The sequence below is a fragment of the Pantoea anthophila genome (assembly GCF_026104315.1).
Lineage (GTDB): Bacteria > Pseudomonadota > Gammaproteobacteria > Enterobacterales > Enterobacteriaceae > Pantoea > Pantoea anthophila.
This window is the reverse complement of sequence record NZ_CP110473.1, coordinates 1,454,941-1,478,341: the sequence shown is the minus strand read 5'-3', so window position 1 is coordinate 1,478,341 and position 23,401 is coordinate 1,454,941. Positions and strand designations below refer to the sequence as shown.

Genomic DNA, 23,401 nt, shown 5'->3' with positions numbered 1-23,401 from the left:
ACAGTGCAGATGAATCTTTTCACAACCGGATCAGGCTGGATAATTCAGAGTCATTTGTTGGCCTCTATGAATGAAATAATCTCACTGGTTAGCGCGTCAGGCTTTTCAAAATTAGGCAGATGGGCTGCACCGGGTATGGTATGCAACTGTGCATTTCGCTTTTTAGCTAGACGTTGTGCAAAGTCCGGAGGCGTCAACTGATCCTCGCTTCCCCTTATTACAACAGCCCTCACTCCGGGAATGCTCATATTGGTTAAATCAGTATTGGCAATTGCATATGAACAACCTGCGAATGCTTCGACTGACGTCCGACGCAGCATTTGTTTCATACCATCCGCATAGGGAGAATCAATAAACTCAGGTGTCACCCATTTGCTTAAGATTCCCATTTCGAGATGTTCAATACCGTGCTGAAAAACATCTTCAGCACGAGCTCTCCAGAGTGCTGGCGGTGCAGCGTTTACCAGAGCCGTATCCACAATAATCATTCCCAGAACGCGTTCGGGTATCCTGAAACCAATCCACTGTGCAATCGTTCCACCAATTGACACTCCGGCAACATAGAACCTGTCAATCTGAAGGTGATCCAGAACGGCTATGACATCATCTGCTAAATCTGACATTGAAAATTCCGCAGAATCGACGGCGCTCAATCCATGGCCCCGGATATCAAGACGGACAACGCGATAATGTTCGCTCAGACGTGGCATTTGCAAATCCCAGAGATGCAAATCTGTACCCAGTGAGTGAAGAAGTACCAGCGTTGTCGCATTGGCTGGCCCCTGCACATCGACGTGCTGGGTTAATTTGAGTGGCCGAATAAACATTGGCTATGCCTTATCCCTGTTCTTTATTTATTACGCCGGCTTGCCCAGACAGGGCCCATCAACCGACGACCTGACTCGATGTAAACGTTCAATCCTTCGCTACTAAATATTTCTTTTCACGCTTAATCCTCTCCTGAGACAGTCTGAAATAAAAGACTCTTAGCTTTAATATTCAACCCTCTGGCACCACCATTAATATAATGATTCGACCCTACTCTCTAGCGAATAATTTCGATGCCGCTATCGAATTTATTAATACTGTAATAAATTAAAGGTTTAAACCCTGCTTTAATATATCTGTATTGTGTCAATCCGCTATGCCTGTCATTGCTAAAAATGGATGCTTCACAATGAAAAATCATCTTTCGCGTTCATGACCATTTACAGAAAAGAAAAATCCGCACGGACTTTACTCAGCGGGCAGAAGCCCGCAATGCGATAACCAACTCTTCAGGCTTACAGATGCTTCGGACTAGGGTTGACCTTCCATATTCCAGCGCGCCGATCCCATCACATCAAAAACATGCTGGTCAGTAAACTCTGGAAATCTGGCGTTTTTAGCCGCCTCTTTAAGCGCATTACAGTACGCCTTGTCCCCCCCCTTGATGATAAAATGCTCCAGGGTGCCATCTTTCCTGAAATCAAGATGAGCATTACAGCGTTTTCCATTCCATGCGTGCGGTTGTGATAACGCGGCATCCAGTGCTTTTTTGATGCCAGATGCCTGCTTACCATAAATGTCATTGTCTCCTACCTTACCTGAACGATTATAACGGCAGGAGTCAAGAGCCCTGCTTTTATCACACTCATGTGGTTTAAGAGGCGTACAGCTCACAATAGCGGCAGAAAGCAATATCAGAATAATCTTTTTCATCTAAGTCCTTTTGGAATGCTATCCGGCTGAAGTATTTAAAAGCGGCTCGCGGTTAAATCAGGTTGCAGGTAACTGAATCAACTCGCATGACTATCGAGAGTGGGCTATTTATTACGCCAGAAAATAAAGGTTACGACTGCTGTTAAGATACCAATAAGCGGCATCGCACCAGCACCTGCCAGAAAGTTATGTCGATCAATGTTGTTATTCTTTCTGATAATAGCAAAGCGTTCAGTGGCCTGGCTTTCACTGGCTGCATGTACTTCCTCAAACTCTTTGCAATAACCCTGAGCTAAAAGATCACAGGCTCGTTTTACCTCTGATTTTCTCAGAGCCACGCTCTTTTTCCCCAGGGTGTAGATACAGTAATCAGGCATGGCCTTGCTCCTCGTCAGAATTCAGCTTGTACTCTATAAGATCCTGTCCAGAATGGATAACATTTATTACATAGCACTTTTACATGTAACGTCACTTATCATCCGATAACATTATGATTAAGCCTGTACAACGTTATGGCGAGTGTAAGAATGCTGTCTGATTTAACAAGCAACTCTTTCTTCTTCGTCTTTATCATCAGAGACAGCCGGGACCGCAGGCACATAAAATCACTTTCAGCACCAATACGCTAAATATATTATTTTTATAGACATTTCAGCATTTCAACATCATTAACCTGAACAACTGTTTGCTGTCTGTTTTCAGGTCAACATTGGCGTTCGTTAATCTGGCCAGATAAGTTTATAAATTTGATTAAGATCAATAATTATTATCATAATCGCCTCCGGCACAGTAAAAACAGCCATTTATAGCGGATTACTCACTGAAAGTTAGGCCTCATATAGTTATTGAAATAATCATATCTGTTCGATTAGTTAGCTATATATAGAATCATAAATAATGTTAAAGCTTCACCCCACCCTGACGATAAGAAGAAGATGACAGAGATTATTTAATCGCCTCTCTCCCGCTTCAGAAACCTCATTAAAGGTGAAACTTATGGGCCTTGCTCAACACATCTCCGGTATTAAAATTGGGAAAAAACTGGGTGCCGGTTTTATCATCGTCATCGCCGCCTCTCTGGCTATTACCTGGCTCGCTTTCGATTGCTTCAGTCGTATCAAAGATAACTCGGCACGACGCACCATCACCGTTCAGATGGTAAACACCTTAAGTAATGCGCGCCTTAACCGCACGCTCTACCAGTACACTAAAGATCCTGAATTTGCCGCCCGTAACGTACAGGCGCTGAAGGAGTTGGATACGCTGTATCAACGCCTCAGTGGCTTTCAGTGGGACGAACTCGGTCAGCAGAAAGTCGCGCTGATGGGGCAGTTGCTTAACGATTATCAGAAGCAGCGACAGAAATTTGTCACCGCCGCACAGACCACATCCCACGCCTTTGATGCCATTAAACCGGACGCCCTGATTGCCCTTGCGCATCAGTCGGAGTCGCTGGATCTGGCACTGACCCCTGATGCCGGATTACCGGTCATGCGTCTGGCCGCCGCGCTGTTTGATGCCGCAAACATTGAACAGGCGTTCCTGGAAAAACCGTCTGAGGCCAGCAGAGCGTCGGTTGTTGAGGAGTTCACGGCGATCACCACGCTGAGTGAGCAGCTGGACAGCTTTGCACAGCCTGCAATTAACGAGGTGTCCCGCACGGTTCTCAGCACCCTTGCGCAGCAGCGCGAGGCGTTAATGCGCTATGTCGATGCTGCAGAGAAAGAGAAAAGTGAGTCGGCGGGTCTGACCACCAGCGCTGAGCGTCTTAATGCGGCGGTTTCCGATACATTCGCTTTCCAGTCACAGCTCTCTGCGGAATTTATTAAACAGGCAGAGTGGCGCATTGCCTTTGCCGCACTGATTTGTGTGGTACTGAGTCTGCTGATCGCCTGGCGGATCACCCGCAGCATTACCCAGCCTCTGAAAGAGACGCTGAGCGCCGCGCAGCGTATTGCCGGGGGAGATTTAACCACCTCGCTGACCACAACACGTGGCGATGAATTCGGTCAGCTGATGCTGGCGGTCGATGCCATGAACAGCAGCCTGCAGAACATCATCACCAACGTGCGTGACGGCGTCAGCAGCGTGGCACGTGCCTCAGCGGAAATCGCAGCAGGCAATACCGATCTATCCTCCCGTACAGAACAGCAGTCTGCGGCCGTGGTCCAGACCGCAGCCAGTATGGAAGAGCTGTCGTCGACAGTTAAACAGAATGCGGAAAATGCGCATCATGCGAGTCAGCTGGCGACAGAGGCGTCAGTGAATGCCGGTCGCGGTGGCGAGATCATCCGTGATGTGACGGTGACAATGAACAACATCAGCCAGAGTTCGGGCAAAATTGGTGAAATCATTCACGTCATCAACAGCATCTCCTTCCAGACCAATATCCTGGCGCTCAACGCTGCGGTCGAAGCCGCACGTGCCGGTGAACAGGGACGCGGGTTTGCGGTGGTCGCGGGTGAAGTGAGGAATCTGGCACAGCGCAGCGCGCTGGCGGCCAAAGAGATTGAGACGCTGATCCGTGAGTCACTGGACCGGGTCAGTGAAGGGTCCGGATTTGTCGAACGCGCGGGGTCCACCATGGATGATATCGTCCGCTCCGTCAGTCAGGTGAAAGATATCATGGGCGAAATCGCTGCGGCCTCGGACGAGCAGAACCGGGGGATCTCCCAGATCGCCGTGGCGATGGCAGAGATGGACACGACGACCCAGCAGAACGCCGCACTGGTTGAGGAGTCCTCGGCCGCAGCGAGTTCACTGGAAGCACAGGCAGAGGAGCTGGAAAAAACGGTGGCGGTCTTCCGCCTCTCTGGTGCTCAGCACGCCGTCAGCCGCCCCGCGCCAGCTTCAGCGCCTCGCCTTGTTCCGGCCGTGCCGCTTAAGGCTTCTGCAGAGAGCAGCTGGGAAAGTTTTTAACAGGGTATCGTCTGGCCAGTCCTGATCAACAGGGCTGGCTGCGCGATGATCGTTCAGGCTGAGGGGAGATCAAAAGGGTCTGGCGAGAGTAGTGTCGTCCATGACAGTTTCTCCGGCCGGTATACGCTTTCGCGCAACCTGTGAGGTTATTCGCTTCGTCGTTTTCCGGCCGGAGCCGGACTACGTCCACTGGTGTCAGTTCAGTTACAGCTAGTTCAGTTCGTCGTTCAGGCCTGTAAGTGTCTGCAGATACGGCACCTGTTGCTGGGCAATCGCCGGAGACGTAAAACTGCTCAGCCAGCTTCTGGCCTCGGAGATTTGCGTCAGCCGGTCGGGGTTGCTCTCGGATTTCGCCATGTATCCCAGTTGAGTAAAGAGTGATGCGATACTGATTTCTTTCTCACCCAGGGCAAGGCTCAGTGCCGCTTCGCCAATAATTACGTGGCCTTTCTCGTCGTTTTGAATTAACACAGAAAATCCTCCATTGGTACGAATTGAAAACAACCTCACCAGAGACTGTAGTCGTAAAAGGGAGAACTGCCCGAATTTATCACTAAAAATCGCGCAAGTTGCTGAACAAAATACTAAATGTTTTTTTGGCATCCCTTCAGTTTGTCTCTGACCTGACAGGCCGGGAGTCGTCACTCAACACGCAATCGGTTATGATCCTCTGCCCTTCATCGTCCGGTTTCACTATGTCTGCCATTATCGATACGTTTATTGCTCCGCCCTGCCATGACGAGATCACCTTTCTGTTTCAGGATGATCATCTGCTGGTGGTGAATAAACCCAGCGGGCTGCTCAGCCTTTCCGGTAAGAATCCGCAAAACCTCGATTCAGTGCATCACCGGCTGGTCAGACTGTTTCCGGGCTGTACGCTGGTGCACCGGCTCGATTTTGGCACTTCGGGACTGATGGTCGTCGCGCTGAATAAAGCGATCAACGCGGCGCTCAGTCAGCAGTTCAGCCAGCGCAGCGTGAGCAAAACGTATCAGGCGCTGCTGTGCGGCCATCTGGCTGAGGATGAAGGTGTGATTGATGCCGCCATCGCGAAAGATCCGGCGCAGTTTCCCCGCATGACAATCTGCCCGCTTAAGGGCAAGCCTGCGCGATCGCGCTTCCGGGTTATCGCGCGCGGCCACTGGCAGGGACGAGAAGGAATGGAGGTGGCGGCTACACGGGTTGAGCTGACGCCGGAAACGGGGCGTACCCATCAGCTGCGCATTCACTGTCAGCAGCTGGGGCACCCGATTCTGGGCTGTGATCTCTATGGCGGGCAGGTGCTGCCGGGCGCTGAGCAGGCGGAGAGGCTGATGCTGCACGCCAGTGGATTAGCGTTTACACATCCGGTCAGCGGTGAGCCTCTACACTTCTCAGCCGCCAGCCCCTTCTGACTGCCTCAGTCCGCGGTTACCACATTAAGTCGTCCGGCACTTTGAAATCGGCATAGGGATCATCTTCGTCCTGCACGTCTTCGCTCAGTGCGCTGTTCAGGACGATAGCACTGGCATCACGCTGGGCAATTTTATCCGCCACGCTGGCCGGGATGATGGCGTACTGGCTCTCACCATTTTTGTCAGCAGTCAGGCGGGCAATCGCGAGACGGCCGTTAATCAGCTGGGTCTGCGTCAGCTTATCCACCACGATTTTTTTAATCAGGTTGTTGTCGGTAAAGTTAAAGCTGATGTCGCCTTTTGCCACCTCGATTTTGTTCATTTCGATCAGCTGTTTGACCTGTGCTTTGTACTCTTTAGACAGGACGGCCAGTTTCTGCTGCTCGTTAAGTTGCTTATCGCGCTCAAGCTGCGCTTTTTTGTTGTCTTCGACCGCCGCTCTGGCTTCACGCGCCTGAACCCGGGATTTCTTCGCTGTGCGCTGAACCTTATCCATTTTTTTGCTGGATACCAGGCCTGCTTTCAGCATCTGCTCTTGTAAGGTGAGTTTTGTCATTGTCGTCTCTGAATCTGTTAAATATTGTCCGGGATTATACCTGTAATCTTTCGGGCTGTGCCAGGCTGACGCCGCGATTGCGGGCTACGCCTCAACACTGTGCTACCATTCCCCGGTCAGAATCACCTTATTGAGCACCATGTCCGAAATTACTAAACGCAAAAATGACCCGGAAGGGCTGAAAAAACGCATCATCGCAGGCGCACTGAAAACCTTCGCAGAGTTTGGTATGCAGGGTGCCAGACTGGAGCAAATCGCCGAACACGCTCAGACCACCAAACGTATGGTGGTCTATCACTTCGGCAGCAAGGAGCAGCTCTACATCGAAGTGCTGGAGCAGGTCTATCAGCAGATACGCGCGCATGAAACCGACCTGAACCTGGCCGCACTGACGCCGGAGCTGGCCATGACCCGCCTGGTGGAAGCGAGCTTCGATTACCACGTTGCCCATCCCGACTTTATGCGGCTGGTCTGCAGTGAGAACCTGCTGCGCGGTCGCTACATCACGCAGTCACCGCAGATTAAAGCGCTTAACCGCAGCGCGCTGGATCTGCTGGATGACATCCTGGCCCGCGGTCAGCAGGAGGGCGTGTTTATCGCCGATGTGCAGACCATCGACGTTCATCGTCTGATCAGCAGTATCTGTGTTCATCACGTCTCAAACCGCTACACCTTCAATGCCCTCTTCAGTCCGGATAACAGCGAAGAAGAGAGTATCCGGCGCAATCGTCAGCTCGCTGTCACCGCCACACTGCGCTATATCCGCAAATAATTGCTCACCGCTCTGGCTCCGCTTACTCATGGTCTACGCTTAGTAAACATTCGTCATTAAATTGCCATAAAAGGAACGCTGTTGTGAGCAGAGACGCACGCCTCTATCCGCTTCGCCAGACTCATGTTGAACCCGATGATGATGCGCTCTGGAACTGGGCGCAGAACGCTAAAATCGGCAGCCGTCATCAGGTTCAGCGCCCTGCCAGCGAAGCGGAATTACAGACGCTTATCCGGGAGTCACGCGGCCAGATTCGGGTCATCGGCAGCAAGCTCTCCCCCGGACGGATGCTGCACGTCAGTGAAGATGATTTACTGCTCGACCTCAGCGCGCTCAGCGGTCAGCTCGCCAGCGATGAGGATAGCGTGACCTTCGGGGGTGCCACCCCGCTGGAACAGGTTTATCGCACCCTGACCCGCATGAACCGCATGCTGGCGTCGTCGCCAGGGGTGATTGCCATTCAGACCCTGGCAGGGGCGATGGCCACCGGCACGCACGGCCAGGGATTGCAGCAGAGTTCGATTGCCGATGAAGCACTGGCCATCCGCATGGTGCTGGCCGACGGCAGCGTGCGCGAGTTTGTCCGGGGCGACGCGGATTTCCCGGCAGCTCAGGTCTCTCTGGGGGCCCTGGGTATTGTCACCGCCGTGACGCTGCGTACCGGGCCATACCGCATCTTCACCTGCCATAAGAACGCGGTCTCTGCCGATACGCTGGAAGAGGATCTGCTGCGCTGGAACAATGACTACCCTCTCAGCAAAGCCTGGTGGTTCGTTGACGACAATCTGATGCATGTCTGGAACGCCCATGAAGCCAGTGAGGAGGAGCGCCAGCGCTATGAGCAGCAGGGGCGCAAAGTGGTCGAGCATGAGGGCGAAGCGGATGACAGTCTGAACGAGACGATCGATCAGACCCTGGCGCACATGCACCGCGATACCCAGATTCAGGGTAAAGGCGGCAAGCAGTTTCGCACCGTGACCCGTTTTCGCGACTTCACGGATGTTACCGGTGACATTTATCAGCTCTTCTGCCGGGGCATCGCAGTACCCCAGATCAACGTGGAGATCGGCGTCCCGCTGGCAAAAACGCCAGCCATTATCCGCCGGATAAAGCAGTGGTACGCAGAGAACCGGCCGCATATGCACTACCCGATTATCCTGCGCTGCACCGGCGCCTCCTCGGCCTGGCTCAGCCCGGCCGCCGATCAGCCCACCTGCTTTTTCGGCTTTGTCGTCTATTACGCCGACGATGGTTCGCTGTCGCAGGAGGGACTGCACTTCCTGACGGAAGTGGAGAAACTGCTGGCCGAAGAGGGAGGACGCCCGCACTGGGGCAAATATTACGATGAAGAACGCTACAACTGGCGTGAGATCTATCCGCAATGGGACGCCTTCCGCGCCCTGCGCAGCCAGCTCGATCCACAGGGACGACTGGGTAACGACTACATCACGCCACTTTTTGACTGAGGAAAGCCATGTTTGCCTGGGTAACGCTGTTAACACAACCCGATTATCTGGTGGGCGTACAAGCGCTGCACCGTTCGCTGCAACAGAGCCACAGCCAGTGGCCACTGGTGGTGATGACGACTCCCGCCATTTCTGAGGCGGACTGTCAGCGTCTGCAGGATGCAGGCTGCGTGATTGAGCCGGTTGAGCCACTCTATCCGCGTGAAGATCTGGATCAGCACTACGCCTCGGCGCAGTTCGGCGAGGTCTGGACCAAGCTGCGCACCTGGCAACTGACGGACTATGAGCGCGTCGTTTTTCTGGATGCGGACATGCTCGTGCTGCAGAACATGGATGAGCTGTTTACCCTGGATCTGGGTGATAATCTGCTGGCGGCCTGCCACGCCTGCCGCTGCAATCCCAACCAGATCGCCTCCTATCCGCCGGAATGGCAGCCGGAGCAGTGCCACTACACCTGGCAGGCCCGCGGTGAGACAGCACCACAGAGTGTGGATCTCTACCTTAACGGCGGTTTTCTGGTGCTGAAGCCCGATAATGCGGTGTTTGAGGCGATGGAAAAACGTATTGCCGCCATTGATGACCTGAGCGCCTACCCTTTCTCGGAGCAGGATCTGTTGAATGAAATCTTTGCCGACCGCTGGAAGCCGCTCTCTTATATCTACAATGCGCTGAAAACGCTGCCCTTCCAGCACCGCGGGCTCTGGCAGGACGATGAGGTGAAAAACCTGCATTACATACTGGCCAAGCCGTGGAAGCGCGATCTTAACCAGCCTGAGAGCCAGCGCGATCGCTTCTATGCGCTGGATAAGCTGTGGTGGGAGAAAAGCGGCCTGATCTGATTTTAAAGGGCGGGAAGCTCTCTTCCCGCCCTGCCCCCTTCTTATCTGACACCCTTCCTGATCTGCCGTTACACTTCCACCCAGCGCCGCTGCTCAGCAGAGTGCGCTATCGCTTCCAGCACCTTCTGCACCTGCAACCCCTCGGCAAAATCGGGCCACATGCGGTCGTCCGCCGCGATACCGTTAATCAGATCGCGGACCTCTACCGTTTTCTGGTCGTTAAAGCCGATGCCATGTCCGGCTGAAACACAGAAGTTCGCATAGTCAGGATGGGCGGGTCCCGTCAGAATCGTTTTAAATCCCTGTCGCCCGGCGGGCTCGTCATGCAGATAAAGCTCAAGTTCAGCCATGCGCTCCTGGGTGTAACGCAGCGTGCCTTTGGTTCCGGTCACGACATAGGTCAGGCCCATTTTCGCGCCGCAGGCGATACGCGAGGTTTCAATGACGCCGTGCGCGCCATTGCAGAAGCGCAGCAGCGCACTGGCCTGATCTTCGTTTTCCACCGGTAACTGACGTCCGGGCGCTTTCGGGTCGGGTCGTGCGGTGATGACCGTCATCATGTCACCGCTGACTTCCGCAATATCACCGACCAGATAGTGCGCCATGTTGACGATATGCGCCGCCAGATCGCCCAGCGCACCCAGCCCTGCCAGCGCTTTCTGACAGTGCCAGTCGAGCGGTGTCTCCGGTCTGGCAAGATAATCCTCGTTATGCGTGCCGTAAAAATGGACCACCTCGCCAATTTCTCCGCGGGCAATGATCTCTTTCGCCAGCTGGCTGGTCGGGTTCTTCATGTAGTTAAAGCCGACCAGCGTTTTCACCCCTGCCGCCTGCGCAGCGCTTACCATCTCCTGCGCATCCGCCACGCTTAAGGACAGCGGTTTTTCTGAGTAGACATGCTTGCCGTGGCGTATCGCCGCCAGCGCCATCTCTTTGTGCAGAAAATTGGGCGCGCAGATATCCACCACATCAATGGCGGGATCGCTGACCAGCTCGCGCCAGTCTCCCGTGGAACGCGCAAAGCCAAAGGTGGCTGCCTGACGGGCCGCCAGCTCTGGATTTACCTCGGCCAGCATCTCCCGCACGATCTCACCTTTCAGCGCAAACACGGTCGGGGCCTGAGCATAAGCAATCGCATGGCAGCGGCCGATATAACCACTGCCGATCATGCCGATTCGGACTTGTTTCATTTCAGCTCCGGATATTCATTTCAGGGTTGAAATGAAATCTACGTTTCGTTTTATCTGCTGACAAAGGCGTAATGAAAACTTTGTGACGGCAGTAAAAAACTATCCGGGCAAACCACGCCTCGTGCCGCCTGGCAAGGGAGGCGGAACGGTAAAACACCTCATAAACACCTCAGTCTGCCGCACGGGCTGTGACACCCCGTTCAGCGTCTGACGGACTTCTTCTGGTGTATTAAACGCCGCAGTGGCGACTATTTCAGCAGTCGCGCAGATTTATGAAAAAGAGCTTTGACATGGCTCAGCGGGGCCGTTACTATGCGCCCCGTTCAAACGATTCCTCTGTAGTTCAGTCGGTAGAACGGCGGACTGTTAATCCGTATGTCACTGGTTCGAGTCCAGTCAGAGGAGCCAGATTCGAGAAACCCGCTCAGGGAAACCTGAGCGGGTTTTTTATTTGCTTTCAGTCATATCGGCGGTTCAGTTCAGAATGGCTTCCAGCCGTGCCAGCACTTCGTTCACGATAGCGTCAGGAAGTCTCTCAAGCCGCCTGCCTTCGCGGGCTTCCATATCGAGCGTTCTCGGCTGATCGCAGCGAACGACACCCTTTGTTCTGCACCCTGCTCCATCCAGTGAAACAGCAAAGCCTGCTGCACGGGCAAAATTCCCGCCGCGGGTCACCGGCACCACAATCGGTAATCGGGTAAATGCGTTAAAGGAAGCCGGAGAAACGATAAGTACCGGACGCCTCCCGCTTTGTTCATGACCTGCTGTAGGATCGAGGGTCACCAGCCAGATTTCTCCTCTCTCCATTTACAGGTTCTCCTTACCTGCTGCAGGTGCATCAATCCAGTCGCGATCTTCTTTACTGATTTCCGCATGTGGATCGCATTGCGCAAGCAGTTCCTCAAGTGAATAGCGCGGTCGGGTCCGGGGTTTGACGATCAGATAACCATTATCGATGGTCATTCCGACTTCACTGTTTGCCGACAACGACAGCGTTTTCAGAACGGCGGGAGGAACCGCCAGCATGACCGATCCGCCTACCTTTTTAAGACGCGTGATAAACATAAATCTCCTCCTGATGTTATATTTTAATATAACACCGGCGGGCAATGGTGAGCAATTATTAATCAGTTCCATTGTGCTATTCTCCTGAAGCGGACCTGCGCGGGGATTGCCTGTCTTCGTCAGGATGAGAGTAAAAAATGTGTCGAGGGAGGCAAAGGATTACGCCAAATCCGATAAAAATTTTGCGGCGAGGATTCCATACAGAGATAACAGGAGCCGTAATCAGAAGAAGCGCGGCAAAAAAAACTGCACCCTACTCAGTCGGGTCTCCGACCTTTGGGGTGCAATTACGTTTCAGCTTTTACAGCAATCAGAGTTCAAAGCGATCCAGATTCATCACTTTGGTCCAGGCGGCCACAAAGTCTTTGACGAATTTTTCACGGGCGTCGCTGCTGGCGTAAACTTCCGCCGAGGCGCGTAACACCGCGTTGGAGCCGAACACCAGATCGGCGCGGGTCGCGGTGTAGCGGGTTTCACCGCTGACGCGATCGCGTCCGATAAAGGACTCGTTGCTCGCATCGGCAGCCTTCCACTCGGTGCGCATATCCAGCAGATTGACAAAGAAGTCCGTGTTCAGCGAACCCACCTTGTCCGTGAAGATGCCGTGCTGGCTGCCATCGAAATTAGCGCCCAGAGCACGCATCCCGCCCACCAATACCGTTAACTCCGGCACGGTCAGGGTCAGCTGCTGCGCCTTGTCGATCAGCAGGTTTTCGGTGGTGGTTTTGCCGAAGCCGGTGCCGTAGTTACGGAAACCATCGGCACGCGGTTTAAGCAGGTTGAACGACTCAATGTCGGTCTGATCCTGACGCGCATCGACACGTCCTGGCGTAAAGGGCACATCAACGGTCACGCCTGCCGCTTTCGCCGCCTGCTCAACCCCGACAACACCGGCCAGCACAATCACATCCGCCAGCGAAGCCTTGTTCACTTCACGCTGAACCGCTTCCAGCGTCGGCAGCACGCGCGCCGCAACGGCGTTAACGTCCCACTCGCGCTGCGGCAGCAGTGCCAGTCGGGCACCGTTGGCACCACCCCGTTTGTCGCCACCGCGGAAGGTTGACGCCGAGGCCCAGGCAACGGAAACCAGCTCGCTGACGCTGAGACCGGATGCGGCAATCTTCTCTTTCAGCTGCGCAATATCCGCGACGGTCGGATGATAAACCGGTGCAGGCAGCGGATCCTGCCAGATCAGATCTTCCTGTGGTACTTCAGGTCCGATGTAGCGCGCTTTCGGCCCCATATCACGGTGCGTCAGCTTAAACCATGCACGGGCAAACGCTTCGTTGAACGCCTGCGGGTCGTTGAGGAAGCGACGCGAAATTTTTTCAAATTCCGGATCAAAACGCAGCGTCAGGTCAGTCACCAGCATGGTCGGCTTGTGTTTTTTCGCCGTGTCAAAGGCGTCCGGGATAATGTCCGGCGCATTGACCGCTTCAAACTGGATAGCGCCTGCCGGGCTGCGCGTCTGCACCCACTCATATTTGAACAGGTTCTCGAAGAAATAGTTACTCCACTGGGTAGGCGTCTGCGACCAGATCACTTCCAGGCCAGAGGTAATCGCATCGGCACCTACGCCGCTGCCGTGGCTGTTAACCCAGCCCAGACCCTGCGCTTCAATCGGAGCGGTTTCCGGATCGACACCGACATGGCTGGCCGGAGCGGCACCGTGGGTTTTACCCAGCGTATGGCCACCCGCAATCAGTGCCACGATCTCTTCGTCGTTCATGCCCATGTTGCCAAAGGTGGCACGAATGGCCGGGGCGGCAGAGGCGGGATCGCCACTGTGTTCCGGGCCTTCCGGGTTCACGTAGATCAGACCCATCTCGGTCGCGCCAAGCGGTGACTGCGCCAGCGATTCCGGATGACGGTGTTCCAGCCAGGTCGCTTCTTCGCCCCAGTTCACATCCATATCCGGTTCCCAGACATCTTCACGTCCGGCACCAAAGCCAAAGGTGCGGAAGCCGGAATTTTCCAGCGCGACGTTACCCGCCAGGATGTAGAGGTCGGCCCAGGAGATCTTCTGACCATACTTCTGTTTTACCGGCCACAGCAGGCGACGGGCTTTATCCAGGCTGACGTTGTCCGGCCAGGAGTTTAACGGAGCGAAACGTTGCTGACCACGACCTGAACCACCACGTCCGTCCACGGAGCGATAGGTTCCGGCGCTGTGCCAGGCCATACGAATAAAGAGACCGATATAGCTGCCCCAGTCAGCGGGCCACCAGGCCTGTGACTCCGTGAGCAACCCTTTGATGTCCGCTTTCAGCGCTGAGTAGTCTAATTTTGCAAATTCTTTGCGGTAATCGAAGGATTCATCAAGGGGGTTTGAACGGGATGAGTGCTGATTCAGCAGGTCAACGCGCAGCTGATTAGGCCACCAGTCACGGTTCGTTGTTCCGCCGCCCGGCGCCTGATTTGGCTGCGCTGACTTCCCTGCATGAAAGGGGCATTTGCCCGCTGGTGCTTCGCGATCAGCTTCACGGTCGGCTTCGACGATTGGCTTTGCATCTTTTGCATCTTCATCAATGGAATTGCTCATGGTCACACCTCTTTTTGTATTTTCATCGCTACTCTATAGAGGATTTTCAGGCAGGCACACCTGTCTTATCCTATATGATTGATAGCTTATCCCTTTGAATAAGTCCTTGTTTAACAGCTCCCAACGATGGCAAACGGCTGTTATCCGCGTCACCTTCAGCGAAACGACACCGTTCTTCATCAGACTATTCTGACAAACCGCGTTTAACAACCGGCTGATGAAAGAGTTGCTGATCGGTAACGCAATCCGGTGCATAAAGCGTGCGTGATCTGTTGCCAGAACAGCCTGGAAAAGGCGTCGCGAATACAGAGAAAAAAGAACAGGCAGAGCGGAAGAGAAAAGAGGTGGGGCTGACGAGGGGATCGGATCAGGAATAAAACCGCAGCGCCCTCCGCAGGAGAGCGCTGCCGGTCATTAACGCCAGCCCAGCTCCGGGGCTACGTACTTCAGAATCGCTTCAATCACATGGGCGTTATAAGCCACACCCAGCTGATTTGGCACGGTAAGCAGCAGCGTATCGGCTTCAGCAATCGCCTCATCCTGCGCCAGTTGCTTAATCAATACCTCTGGCTCAGCGGCATAGCTGCGGCCAAAGATGGCGCGGGTTTTCTCATCGAGAAAACCGACAGAGTCACGGTCGTTGCCACTGCGGCCAAAGTAAGCGCGGTCCATGTCGTTGACCAGCGCAAAGATGCTGCGGCTGACAGAGACACGAGGGGTATGCTGATGCCCCGCCGCTTTCCAGGCTTCACGGTAGGCGCGGATCTGCTTCGCCTGCTGAATGTGGAACGGCTCGCCCGTTTCATCATCTTTCAGCGTCGAACTCTGCAGGTTCATACCCATTTTCGCCGCCCACTCCGCCGTTGCGTTGGAGCCGGAGCCCCACCAGATACGGTCGCGCAACCCTTCAGACAGCGGCTCCGGGCGCAGCAGACCTGGCGGGTTCGGGAACATCGGCTGAGGGTTCGGCTTAGCAAAGCCTTCCCCGCGCAGCACCTCCAGAAACTCCTCGGTGTGACGACGGCCCATATCGGCATCGCTTTCCCCTGGTTTAGGTTCAAAACCAAAGTAGCGCCAGCCATCAATGACCTGCTCCGGTGAGCCGCGGCTCAGACCGAGCTGCAGACGACCGTTGGAGATCAGATCGGCTGCACTGGCATCTTCCACCATATAGAGCGGGTTTTCGTAACGCATGTCGATTACGCCAGTGCCGATCTCAATCCGGCTGGTGCGTGCCGCGACCGCCGCCAGCAGCGGAAACGGTGAGCTGAGCTGACGGGCAAAGTGGTGGACACGGAAGTAAGCGCCATCGGCACCCAGCTCTTCCGCGGCAACCGCTAAGTCGATCGACTGCAGTAACACATCCTGCGCCGTGCGGGTGGCAGACTGTGAAGAGGGGGTCCAGTGACCAAAAGATAAGAAGCCGATATTTTTCATCTGTTATTCTCCTGACGGGATAAACGCCCGTGGATGTAAGGCAATTTCTGATAGGCAAAGGTTACGCCCTCCGCGCCACAACTGATAGTCAATATCTTTCAGCGCTATATTCAGGAATTTCGACATAGCCAGGCTGATTATCTGCTTTGCTTATTTATCCCCTGATGCAGCCCGATCTTCGCGCGGGGGGACTACCCTATCCTGACCGGGAGAAACCTGATGACTAACCGGCTCGCGCTGCCCATGTATGCGATTCACCCGCCCGCCACCCGGGCGCTGATGCAGGCCATTAAGACGCTGCTGGCGCGGCGTGGCATAGAAGCGCAGCCGGTCTGGCCTGACGACCTGCAGGCACACTGGCAGGATGCGCATGTGCTGCTGAGTCAGACCTGTGGCTATCCACTGGTCACCCGGCTTACCGCGGTCCAGCCTGTCGGCACCTTTCACTATCGGGCGCCCGGCTGCAGCGGTCGCGACTATCGCAGCTGGCTGGTGGCGCGGGATAACCAGGCGACGCTGGCCGATTTCACTGGCCGGCGGGCGGTGGCGAACAGCCTGGACTCTCACTCCGGCTATAACGCACTGCGGTTTGTCGCGGCGCGTCAGGGCGTCACCTTTTCTCAGCTCATCCTGAGCGGCGGGCATCGCCGGTCGCTGGCTGCGTTGCAGCAAGGCCAGGCCGATATTGCTGCGATCGACTGCGTCAGCTGGGCGCTGCTGGCGCGTTATGAACCGGAAGCACTGGAGGGCCTGCATATTATCGGTGAAACACCCCTGGCACCCGGACTGCCGCTGATCACGGCAGCGTCAACCTCCTCCATCCGGCTGGCACATCTCCGGCTGGCGCTGTACCAGCTGGTGCAGGAGACGGCCTGGCGTGACGTCTGCGACGACAATCTGATCGGCGGATTCAGCCCTGCAGAGCGGGACGATTATCAGATTGTGCTGGACTGGGAGCACGACGCGGCTGCGCAGGGCCTCCCCCGGCTTTAACGTGTTACGCCCTTCCGGCCCGCCGCTCCGTCAGCGGAAGCCCTGCTCTGCCCGTCGGTGACGACCCGCATCGATCCTTTTCTGCTGACGTCAGCACTGGTAAGCCCGCTCACACCGCTTTAAGGTAGAGGTTTTCAGCAACGGGAGATGCAGATGCGCATTCTGATGGCAGGAGCCGGCGCGACCGGCGGATATTTTGGTGCCCGACTGGCTCAGGCGGGTCAGGACGTCACGTTTCTGGTGCGCGAACGCCGTTTTCAGCAGCTGCAGATGAATGGACTGGTGTTAAAGACGCCGCAGGGAACGGAAAAGCTGGAGCCGCAGCTGATTCAGGCCGGCTCGCTGAGCGGCCACTATGACCTGATCATAATTACCGTAAAGAGTTTTGCGCTTGAACAGCTCATGAAGGATATCGCGCCTGCGGTCGGCCCTGACACGCTGATCATGCCGATTCTCAACGGGATGCGACACATCGCGACACTGCAGCAGCGTTTCGGTGACAATAAGGTGATAGGCGGCCTGTGCAAAATCAACGCCACGCTGGGTGAGAGCGGTGAAGTGATCCAGATGACACCGCTGCATCAGCTTTACTACGGTGCGCTGGATGGCAATAACGATGCGCGCCTGCAGCGGGTTGACGCCGCCCTGCGCACCAGTCAGGTCGATAACCGCTTCAGCGATAACATTATGGATGAGCTGTGGGAGAAGTGGCTGCTGCTGAGTACGCTCGGGGCGGTCTGCTGCCTGGCGCGTGGCGATACGCAGCAGATACTGACCACCCGCGGGGGCGAAGCGCTGCTGCAGGGGATCTTCAGCGAGATTCTGGCGGTGATTTCCGCCGAAGGGTATCAGCCGCGTCCGGCCGTCACCGCCCGCATTTTTGAACTGCTGAATAACCCGGAGACCCCGATGACCTCCTCGATGTATCGTGACCTGACTCAGGGATTTGATATCGAAGCCGATCAGGTGATCGGTGACCTGCTGCTACGGGCAAAACGAAAAGGTCTGATGACTCCGCTGCTTAACGCGGTCGATGTGAATCTGCAGGTCTATCTGCAGCAGCGCTAAGCCGGATAGCGATAATCCGTTCTGACCGGGGCCGCATGGGTCCCGGCTGGCAAAAGAGTGAATGTGTAATGAGCAGCAGCAGTGTGGCAGGAAATTTTGTTACACTCGGCGCTTCATCTTTTGGAGAGTGCAATGACTTCCCGCTCCGTGACCCTTGATGATGTCGCGCAACTGGCCGGCGTCTCATACCAAACCGTTTCACGTGTTTTAAACCGTTCTGAACAGGTGTCAGCCCGCACGCGGGAAAGGGTTGAGGCGGCGATGCAGCAGCTCAATTATGTGCCTAATCGCGTGGCACAGCAGCTGGCAGGCAAGGCGACGCGCACGCTGGGTCTGGCTACCAGCGACCTGGCGCTGATGGCACCGGCTCAGATCGCCTCGGCGATCCAGCAACGGGCCGCCGCCGCGGGGTATCATCTGGTGATTGCGATGGAGAGCGGTCATGATGCGGCCGCTACCGTGAATGAACTGCTGGCGCAGCGGGTCGACGGACTGCTGATCAACCTGCCACTGGCGGCGGATGAGGCGCAGCAGATTCAGCTGTTGTGTGGCAGTAAGCCGGTGCTGTTTCTGGATGTCGAACCGCGTGCCGCGGTGGCGCAGTGTCAGTATCCGAACGCCTCCGGCGCGCGTGCCGCGGTTGAACATCTGGTGGCGCTGGGTCATCGCCGGATTGGCCTGCTCAACGGGCCGCAGCGGTCGGTCTCGGCGCGTCAGCGTGAAGCGGCCTGGCTTCAGGCGCTGGCAGACCATCAGCTCACCCCGCACTGCTCTCTGCGCGGCGACTGGAGCGCGCAGTCGGGCTATCAGGCGCTGATGTCGCAGCTGCCGGACGCCCTGCCCCAGGCACTGCTGGTGGCGAACGATCAGATGGCGCTGGGTGCCATGCGGGCGTTGCATCAGTATGGCGTGGCGATTCCGGGCGAGATCTCGGTGATTGGTTATGATGACACCGCGGAAAGTGCCTGGTATCAGCCGCCGCTGACTACGGTGCGCCAGGATTTGCATTATCTGGGCGCGCAGAGCGTTGAGCGGATGCTGGCCCGTCTGCGCGGCGAAGAGGTTTCTGACGCTGCGCTGGAAACCACGCTGGTTATCCGGGAAACCACCGCCCCGCCAGCCGATAACCCGCTCGATTTAGCTGCGCTGTCCCAACAGCTCCAGGCGATCGCCCGTCGGCTGGCGGGCCAGTAGCACCAGCTCTGCCAGCCGCCATAAAAAAACCCGCGCCACCGGGGTGGATGCGGGTCATCTTCAGTAACCGGAGCCGCTGCGCTCCGTTATCGGCTATCAGGCTTTCGGATGTTCACCCACGCCCATGGCTTTGATCTTTTTCGACAGCTCGCGACGCTCTTTTGAGAGGTCGGCGTTTTTGATGATGTACTCATCCACGCGATCTTCATAATCCACGCGCATGCTGGCAATGATCTCCTGAATAGCCTCAACGCTCATGCCCGGCTTGATGTATTCGCTCAGGTTGTCGAGCAGCAGAACGCGCTTCTGGTTGTCACGAATTTTCTTCTCGTTGTCGACAATTTCACGCTGCAGTTTGTTTTTGCGGCGGAACATACGCACGAACTCCAGTACGTCCTGAAATGACTGCTTGGCATTTTCCATGATGGCACCTTTCTTTAAGCCTGCTGACGCAGGGAGAGAGTCAAAACGATCAGCTTAGCGGCTAGCCCGCCAGGTAAGCAATTTTCACAGCTAAATTCAGACTGGCTCTTATCTTAGCGCAAAGAAACCCTGTTTCACATTAAGTCATTGTCTGAGGTGATTATTTGCGCAGCGCCATCCGCATCAGATCGGTCATCCGCTCCAGCTGTTTCGCCAGTTCCAGCGTCAGCCAGACGTAGCCGTAGATCGGCGTCTCCTCCAGCGCGTCGCTGCCCGCCTCCGCAATCAGACGCCGCAGTTCATCACTGATTTCGGTGAGTTCATGACTGTTGGCGACCACCTCTTCCGTTTCCCCCTCGATTGCCATGACGGACAGCGCCCGCAGGGTGTTCTCGGTCATCTGCTGGGTGCGGCGTAAGGCGGGTGCGTTGAGCATAATCAGGTGGCTTTCTCGCGACGCCCACCAGGCATTAATCTGCATCTCAATGGTGTAAACCATATTACGGTTAATGGTCTGAATGGCTTCAAGCACCGACTTCGGGATGCGCGTCTCTTTGCTGGACGGCTCCAGCAGCGACCGCATTTTGATGACGCTGCTCAGCAATTTGCCCAGCGGCTTGTTAAGGCGCGGCTTTTCGACCAGATTGGGTGAGAAACCGGCGTGGTAAATTTTTGCCATCTCCGCCAGCGTGTCAGAGAGCTGGATGCGCCAGTGGGTATAGGCGCGCTGCGCCCAGATAGCGGTGAACAGCAGCGCCATCAGCGACCCCAGAATCACATCCCCGCCGCGCCACAGCGCCATCGTGAAGTCACCGGTCGGTGCCCCGACGACGACGCTGAGCGTAATCCCAATCAGCAACGCCATATAGGGGTGCTTGCCCAGCGTCAGGAAGCCACTGATGAACATGATCATGCCGCACCAGGCCAGCATCATCGGCATGGAGATCAGCTCCAGCTTTAGCGCAATCAGACCGGAAATCGAGCCGGCTACGGTGCCGCTGATGCGCTGCAGGGCGCGTGGGAAGACGTTTCCCCACGTAGAGATGGGCCCCATCACCACCACCAGCGTGATCAGGGGCCAGGTGCCTTCAGGGATATGAGTGGCCCGGACAAAGATAAAGCAGAGCAAAAAGGCGATGGCAATGCGCACGCCATGAACGGCGCGATAGTGACGGTAAAACCAGAATTCCAGTTTTGAGATGGGTTTATCAGAACGCAAAGTGACTTTCCGGTTGCGGGATTATGTTGTCGCTATCTTAACCCCGAACGGGGTTCAGGCTTAGCCTGCGCCCGCTATTTCCAGACCATTTTGACGTTATCTTACAAATATCAACATCCGGCTCACATTGCCGCCCGTAAATTAAAAACAATTTATTACGGCTCGTTAACCTTAACCGGCGCCGGATCAGACGGGAAGCTGACATCCCTGTAAAAACGGGCAGCTCAGAGGCTGCCCGTTTCAGTGGTGGCCCATTGACCGATCAGAACTTCTGTTTGAGATAGTCGGTCAGGCGGGTAATGACACCGGCGGGTTCAACCGCACTCAGCGCCACCAGCGGATAGTGGGCGATCTCCTGATCTTTATCCATCACCTGAATTTCACCGATCACCTCATTGGCTTTCAGCGGCGCCTCCAGATCTTTGCGGTCGATAACATATTTCGCTTTCACGTTCTGCACTTCACTGCGCGGCAGCGACAGATAGATATCCTCTGCAGTGCCGACCTCGACCTGATGCGGATTGCCGTACCAGACGTTTTCGCTGCCAATCTTCTTACCGGCGTGGAACAGCTGAACGGTATCGAAGGTGTTCTGGCCCCAGACCAGCAGTTTACGCGCCTGCTCTTCACGCCCTTTCGCGCTTTTCCCGCCCATCACGACAGCAATCAGGCGATGCTTACCCACCACGTTGGAGGCGATGATGTTAAACCCGGCCGTTTCGGTGTGGCCGGTTTTCAGCCCGTCGACATGCAGGTTATTGTCCCACAGCAGACCATTACGGTTGTTCTGGGTGATGCCATTCCAGGTCAGGGTCTTCTCACTGTACATCGCGTAGAAGTCAGGCTCACCGTCAATAATCGCGCGGGAGAGTTTCGCCATATCCAGTGCGCTGGAGTACTGACCCGGCGCATCCAGACCGTGAACCGTTTCAAAATGGGTATTCTGCAGGCCGAGTTTCTCAACGTAGTGGTTCATCATGCCGACGAAATTTGCTTCGCTGCCTGCGACATAGTCGGCCAGGGCCACGCAGGCGTCATTCCCGGAATCAATGATGACTCCGCGGCTTAAATCGCGGACGCTCAGCTTATCGCCAGGCTTCAGGAACATCAGCGAGGAGCCTTTGAACACCGGATTTCCGGCCGCCCACGCATCTTTTCCCACCGTAACCATGTCGTCACGGCTGATTTTCTTCTGGTCAATGGCGCGGTCGACCACATAGCCGGTCATCAGTTTGGTCAGGCTGGCGGGATTGCGGCGCTCATCGGGATTACCGGCAGTCAGAACCTGCCCGGTCATGGCATCCATCAGCACCCAGGAAGCGGCATCAATTGCCGGCGGCGTCACAGGAAACGGGATCGCATCGGCCTGTGCCAGCGAGGCCCAAAAAACAGTAGCGGTAACGGTGAACAGCAGACGCCTTTTCAACACTTCATCCTTAATTACACGGGAGAGAAAATTTCTAAAACGAAACGGAAACAGCCGCACGTTTTACGGCAAAAGCGTTGTGAAGGTTTGAATAAATTGAAAAAAAGTATGAACCGGCGTGCCTCTGCGTTATTCGGGACAGCCCTTAACTTCTGACGCGTGACAATAGGGTTTACCATAGAGACAGGCCCGCAACCGCTAAAGTGGTTCGGTCACGCTGAATCATCAAGGCGTGTAACAGACAACCATCTTCACTAACCCTGCTGCGTGCAGAGGCGCAGAGAGCGGACAGAAATACGGAAGTGTCTCACTTCAAATCTTATGCTTACCTCTTATCCCCCCTAATTGCGCAGAACATAAGTGCAGTTATTTTAAAGGTATTGACAGCCCGTATCAGATCACTTTTCTGTTTACAATATAACCTGAAGACCTTATTTTTATTAAGGTTAATTACTTTGCTATAGCAGGTGGCACCCAGAAATTTATCCGGTGAGTAATTAACTCTCACTTTTTGCTAAGGGATTGAGCATGGCACTACATGGAAAAATGATTCTCAATGGCGCTGATTACGCGCCATTTAATCTGTACGGCGTTGGGGTTTTTATGGCGCACTCCGGGCTGAGCGTCTATCGAAACAATGCGAATTGCGCAGCTATTCCAGACATTGGCCCCACGCCTCCCGGTAAATACTGGATTGTTGATCGCAGAGAAGGTAACTGGTTCTCTCAAAAAAAAGCAAAAATCCATGATGGACTGAATAAGCTGGTGGGTCGTCGAGAGTTCGGCAGAACTGATTGGTTTGCTCTCTGGCGCGATGACTGGGGGATAGATGATTATACATGGATAGAGGGGGTTGAGCGGGGAAATTTCCGGCTCCATCGAGGAACCGTGTCTAAGGGCTGCATTACCATTGCACACAATTCAGATTTTGCAATGATCAGAAATGCTCTGATGAATACTTCTCTTATTTCTGTTCCCTGTAAACGGTCACTTATGGCACGCGGCTGGGTGGAGGTGGTGGCCGGTGGCTATAAAAAAACTTGCCCGTAGTTTTGTCAGATTAGCTTATTTTGTAGTGCTGTTTTATTGCACTGGCCATGGTTTGCCTTCGCCAGAATGTTACATTGACTATGAAATGGCCAGGAAATTAGCATTAATTATCAACGATAATGAAAATGCTGACTCTATATATGATGC

Annotated in this window: 22 protein-coding genes and 1 tRNA gene; 10 read left to right on the top strand and 13 right to left on the bottom strand. The window is 55.0% G+C overall.

Going from position 1 to position 23,401, the window contains the following annotated elements:
• Positions 1 to 50: 50 nt before the first annotated feature.
• The 3 genes from OJ965_RS09370 to OJ965_RS09360 form a co-directional block, all read right to left on the bottom strand.
• Complete coding sequence (locus OJ965_RS09370) at positions 51 to 827, bottom strand: alpha/beta fold hydrolase (protein WP_154927669.1); 777 nt, start codon at positions 825 to 827, stop codon at positions 51 to 53.
• 472 nt (positions 828 to 1,299) lie between these two features.
• Entirely contained in the window at positions 1,300 to 1,701 is a 402-nt protein-coding gene (locus OJ965_RS09365) for a cell envelope integrity TolA C-terminal domain-containing protein (RefSeq protein WP_154927668.1), read from the bottom strand.
• A gap of 104 nt (positions 1,702 to 1,805) precedes the next feature.
• Positions 1,806 to 2,078: a hypothetical protein gene (locus OJ965_RS09360; RefSeq protein ID WP_265138965.1), complete on the bottom strand. Its 273-nt coding sequence runs from the start codon at positions 2,076 to 2,078 to the stop codon at positions 1,806 to 1,808.
• Between the two features lie 619 nt (positions 2,079 to 2,697).
• Here OJ965_RS09360 and OJ965_RS09355 point away from each other — a divergent pair.
• The gene (locus tag OJ965_RS09355; RefSeq protein ID WP_009089379.1) at positions 2,698 to 4,620 is read left to right on the top strand and encodes a methyl-accepting chemotaxis protein; all 1,923 of its coding nucleotides are present in this window, start codon (positions 2,698 to 2,700) and stop codon (positions 4,618 to 4,620) included.
• Between the two features lie 210 nt (positions 4,621 to 4,830).
• Here OJ965_RS09355 and OJ965_RS09350 read toward each other — a convergent pair whose 3' ends face one another.
• Positions 4,831 to 5,091, bottom strand: a complete 261-nt coding sequence (locus OJ965_RS09350; RefSeq protein ID WP_009089378.1) for a hypothetical protein — start codon at positions 5,089 to 5,091, stop codon at positions 4,831 to 4,833.
• Positions 5,092 to 5,315: 224 nt separating this feature from the next.
• Here OJ965_RS09350 and OJ965_RS09345 point away from each other — a divergent pair, with 224 nt between their 5' ends.
• On the top strand, positions 5,316 to 6,014 hold the full coding sequence (locus OJ965_RS09345; protein WP_265138963.1) for an RluA family pseudouridine synthase: 699 nt from the start codon (positions 5,316 to 5,318) through the stop codon (positions 6,012 to 6,014).
• Positions 6,015 to 6,030: 16 nt separating this feature from the next.
• On the opposite strand, the gene OJ965_RS09340 is transcribed toward OJ965_RS09345, so the two are convergent.
• On the bottom strand, positions 6,031 to 6,570 hold the full coding sequence (locus tag OJ965_RS09340; protein WP_046102161.1) for a DUF2058 domain-containing protein: 540 nt from the start codon (positions 6,568 to 6,570) through the stop codon (positions 6,031 to 6,033).
• A 139-nt stretch (positions 6,571 to 6,709) separates the two neighbouring features.
• Here OJ965_RS09340 and OJ965_RS09335 point away from each other — a divergent pair, with 139 nt between their 5' ends.
• From OJ965_RS09335 to OJ965_RS09325, 3 genes are all read left to right on the top strand, one after another.
• Complete coding sequence (locus OJ965_RS09335) at positions 6,710 to 7,342, top strand: TetR/AcrR family transcriptional regulator (RefSeq protein WP_046102260.1); 633 nt, start codon at positions 6,710 to 6,712, stop codon at positions 7,340 to 7,342.
• Between the two features lie 83 nt (positions 7,343 to 7,425).
• On the top strand, positions 7,426 to 8,808 hold the full coding sequence (locus tag OJ965_RS09330; RefSeq protein WP_140925557.1) for a D-arabinono-1,4-lactone oxidase: 1,383 nt from the start codon (positions 7,426 to 7,428) through the stop codon (positions 8,806 to 8,808).
• A gap of 8 nt (positions 8,809 to 8,816) precedes the next feature.
• A complete protein-coding gene (locus tag OJ965_RS09325) occupies positions 8,817 to 9,647 on the top strand; it encodes a glycosyltransferase family 8 protein (RefSeq protein WP_265138961.1) in 831 nt (276 codons plus the stop codon).
• A gap of 68 nt (positions 9,648 to 9,715) precedes the next feature.
• Here OJ965_RS09325 and OJ965_RS09320 read toward each other — a convergent pair whose 3' ends face one another.
• Positions 9,716 to 10,837 (bottom strand): Gfo/Idh/MocA family protein, encoded by a 1,122-nt coding sequence (locus OJ965_RS09320; protein ID WP_140028954.1) that lies wholly within the window; start codon positions 10,835 to 10,837, stop codon positions 9,716 to 9,718.
• 332 nt (positions 10,838 to 11,169) lie between these two features.
• Between OJ965_RS09320 and OJ965_RS09315 the strand changes: the two genes are divergently transcribed.
• Positions 11,170 to 11,245: transfer RNA gene (locus OJ965_RS09315), tRNA-Asn, on the top strand.
• Positions 11,246 to 11,311: 66 nt separating this feature from the next.
• Here OJ965_RS09315 and OJ965_RS09310 read toward each other — a convergent pair.
• From OJ965_RS09310 to OJ965_RS09295, 4 genes are all read right to left on the bottom strand, one after another.
• Positions 11,312 to 11,644, bottom strand: coding sequence for a type II toxin-antitoxin system PemK/MazF family toxin (locus tag OJ965_RS09310; RefSeq protein ID WP_265138960.1), 333 nt, complete (start codon positions 11,642 to 11,644; stop codon positions 11,312 to 11,314).
• Positions 11,645 to 11,902, bottom strand: coding sequence for an AbrB/MazE/SpoVT family DNA-binding domain-containing protein (locus tag OJ965_RS09305; RefSeq protein WP_046102165.1), 258 nt, complete (start codon positions 11,900 to 11,902; stop codon positions 11,645 to 11,647).
• A 310-nt stretch (positions 11,903 to 12,212) separates the two neighbouring features.
• Positions 12,213 to 14,444, bottom strand: a complete 2,232-nt coding sequence (katG, locus tag OJ965_RS09300) for a catalase/peroxidase HPI (protein ID WP_009089362.1) — start codon at positions 14,442 to 14,444, stop codon at positions 12,213 to 12,215.
• A 414-nt stretch (positions 14,445 to 14,858) separates the two neighbouring features.
• Positions 14,859 to 15,881 (bottom strand): LLM class flavin-dependent oxidoreductase, encoded by a 1,023-nt coding sequence (locus tag OJ965_RS09295; protein ID WP_046102167.1) that lies wholly within the window; start codon positions 15,879 to 15,881, stop codon positions 14,859 to 14,861.
• 219 nt (positions 15,882 to 16,100) lie between these two features.
• Here OJ965_RS09295 and OJ965_RS09290 point away from each other — a divergent pair, with 219 nt between their 5' ends.
• From OJ965_RS09290 to OJ965_RS09280, 3 genes are all read left to right on the top strand, one after another.
• The gene (locus OJ965_RS09290; protein ID WP_154927662.1) at positions 16,101 to 16,874 is read left to right on the top strand and encodes a phosphate/phosphite/phosphonate ABC transporter substrate-binding protein; all 774 of its coding nucleotides are present in this window, start codon (positions 16,101 to 16,103) and stop codon (positions 16,872 to 16,874) included.
• A gap of 153 nt (positions 16,875 to 17,027) precedes the next feature.
• A complete protein-coding gene (locus tag OJ965_RS09285) occupies positions 17,028 to 17,942 on the top strand; it encodes a ketopantoate reductase family protein (protein WP_265138956.1) in 915 nt (304 codons plus the stop codon).
• Between the two features lie 132 nt (positions 17,943 to 18,074).
• The gene (locus OJ965_RS09280; RefSeq protein ID WP_265138954.1) at positions 18,075 to 19,136 is read left to right on the top strand and encodes a LacI family DNA-binding transcriptional regulator; all 1,062 of its coding nucleotides are present in this window, start codon (positions 18,075 to 18,077) and stop codon (positions 19,134 to 19,136) included.
• Between the two features lie 96 nt (positions 19,137 to 19,232).
• Here OJ965_RS09280 and tmaR read toward each other — a convergent pair whose 3' ends face one another.
• The 3 genes from tmaR to dacD all read right to left on the bottom strand — a co-directional run bounded on the left by tmaR (position 19,233) and on the right by dacD (position 22,204).
• On the bottom strand, positions 19,233 to 19,559 hold the full coding sequence (gene tmaR, locus OJ965_RS09275) for a PTS system regulator TmaR (RefSeq protein ID WP_004571340.1): 327 nt from the start codon (positions 19,557 to 19,559) through the stop codon (positions 19,233 to 19,235).
• Positions 19,560 to 19,719: 160 nt separating this feature from the next.
• Complete coding sequence (locus OJ965_RS09270) at positions 19,720 to 20,778, bottom strand: FUSC family protein (RefSeq protein ID WP_058956660.1); 1,059 nt, start codon at positions 20,776 to 20,778, stop codon at positions 19,720 to 19,722.
• A gap of 262 nt (positions 20,779 to 21,040) precedes the next feature.
• Positions 21,041 to 22,204: a serine-type D-Ala-D-Ala carboxypeptidase DacD gene (gene dacD, locus OJ965_RS09265; RefSeq protein WP_009089351.1), complete on the bottom strand. Its 1,164-nt coding sequence runs from the start codon at positions 22,202 to 22,204 to the stop codon at positions 21,041 to 21,043.
• Positions 22,205 to 22,732: 528 nt separating this feature from the next.
• On the opposite strand from dacD, the gene OJ965_RS09260 reads away from it, so the two are divergent.
• Complete coding sequence (locus OJ965_RS09260; protein WP_265138939.1) at positions 22,733 to 23,254, top strand: DUF2778 domain-containing protein; 522 nt, start codon at positions 22,733 to 22,735, stop codon at positions 23,252 to 23,254.
• The last annotated feature ends 147 nt before the right edge of the window (positions 23,255 to 23,401 follow it).